We start from the raw sequence: 1,803 nt of genomic DNA, 5'->3' as shown, positions 1-1,803 counted from the left end.
CGTTGACCCCCACGCCCGCCGGCCCCCAGGCAGCCGCGAGCCCCGCCGAGGCGAGCATCAGTGCTGCGTTGGCGGCTCCGCCGGGCAGATGCATGGGTGAGGCGACTTTGCCGCCCGTGCCGACGATGTTGACGACTGTGCCGGCCTGCCTTTGCACCATCAGAGGCAGGACATAGTCCATGACGTTCATGTAGGTGAAGAATTTGGCGTCCATCGCAATGCGCCACTTGTCTGGCGTCAGCTCGTCAGGAGGAACTCGCCTGGCGCCTCCAGCCGAATTGACCAGTGACGCAATCGGGCCCACCTGGTCCTCGACGATGGCGACCATTTGCTTCGCGGCAAGCCCGTCCGACAGGTCGGCGGCGAAACTCGCCGCCGACAGGCCATCGGCAGCAAGCTTCGCCTTTGCGGCGTCCAGGTTCTGCTGGCTGCGCGATACGATCACCACGCGGGCACCTTCCCTCGCGAAGGCGCGCGCGCAAGCCAGCCCTATTCCCTTGCTGCCGCCGGTTATCAGGACGACCTTGTCGTCGAGTTCGAGGTTCATTTCAGTGATCCTGTCTCAGGTCATGGACACTATGGACGTTGATCGGGTTCCCCTCGGCGAACGCGACGATCTGGTCAAACGCGTTGCCGTAGGCGAATTCGTAATTGTCCCGTTCAACGTAGCCGAGGTGCGGCGTGCACAGCGCATTGGGAAGCCCGAGCAGGGCATCGGCCGCATCGGTAAGCGGCTCGCGTTCGAAGACGTCGATGGCGGCCTTTCCGGGGCTGCCGCTCTTCAGCGCCGCCACCAGCGCTCCGGGTTGAATCAATTCGGCGCGGCTGGTGTTCACCAGCAATGCGGTCGGCTTCATCAGGGCCAGGTCATCAGGACCGATCGCACCGGCGGTCTCGGCAGTCAGCCGCAGGTGCAAACTGAGAACATCCGACAGCCTGAACAACGTGGCCCTGTCGGAAGCGGTTTTGAAGCCCTCGGACTGGGCGCGGGCAAGCGAGCCTTGGCGGCCCCAAACCAGCACCTCCATGCCGAAGGCCCTGCCGATCTGCGCGACCATCGAGCCCAATCTGCCGAAACCGTAGATGCCGAGAACACGGCCCCTCAGACCAAGCCCGATGGTCGTCTGCCAGTGGCCCTGGCGCAGCGATGCGGTTTCAAACGGGATGTTGCGCATCGCTGCGATGATCAACCCCCAGGTAAGTTCAACCGTGGAATAGGACGGGCGCGCTGTGACCGCGGAGGAAACGATGACGCCGTGCCTGTCGCAGGCGCCCAGATCGATGTGGGGAATGTGGCCGTTCTGGCTGATGAGCTTCAGGTTGGGCAGGCGGCAGAGCAGGTCTTCACCGACCCGGGTTCGCTCGCGCATCAGTACCAGCACATCCGCATCGGACAGCCGGTCCGCCAGGACGTCGATATCCGCGACGATGTCGGTCCAGATGCTGACGTCATGGCCCTCCAGCTTGGAAAAGCAATCCAGCGTGCGAACCACGTCCTGGTAATCGTTGATGATGGCGACGCGCAGTTTTCGCGATGAATTTCTTGTCGCGTTACGCATTGCTGGGCAGGTCCGCTACGGCGACGCCGGAGTCGATCGCCTCGCACTTTGCCTCTTCGAACGCCGACTTCTTCAACGCTTTCGCGAGAACCTCGGCGGCTCGCGCGATCGGGATGAAGCAGACACCGGTTTCGTCGGCGACCACGATGTCGCCCGCCCCTACCCTTATGCCGGCGATCTGGATGTCGCCATTGATCTCCACGGTTTCGATACGCCATTTGCCCGTCGCCGGCGTGACCTCCGT

The 1,803-nt window shown here is 63.4% G+C and carries 2 protein-coding genes and 1 pseudogene; all 3 read right to left on the bottom strand.

The genetic code is table 11. The features are described from left to right. A partial coding sequence (locus EN742_RS33855) for an SDR family NAD(P)-dependent oxidoreductase (RefSeq protein WP_128333818.1) occupies positions 1-547 on the bottom strand: 547 nt, incomplete at its 3' end. A gap of 1 nt (position 548) precedes the next feature. Then, positions 549-1,493 (bottom strand): D-2-hydroxyacid dehydrogenase family protein, encoded by a 945-nt coding sequence (locus EN742_RS33850; protein ID WP_245482331.1) that lies wholly within the window; start codon positions 1,491-1,493, stop codon positions 549-551. A gap of 58 nt (positions 1,494-1,551) precedes the next feature. Next, positions 1,552-1,803: pseudogene (locus EN742_RS33845) on the bottom strand (RraA family protein); the annotation flags it as partial.

The sequence above is a fragment of the Mesorhizobium sp. M4A.F.Ca.ET.020.02.1.1 genome (assembly GCF_004022645.1).
Taxonomy (GTDB): Bacteria; Pseudomonadota; Alphaproteobacteria; order Rhizobiales; family Rhizobiaceae; genus Mesorhizobium.
Note: the sequence above shows the minus strand (reverse complement) of the source record. Positions and strands in the feature narration are given on the sequence as shown.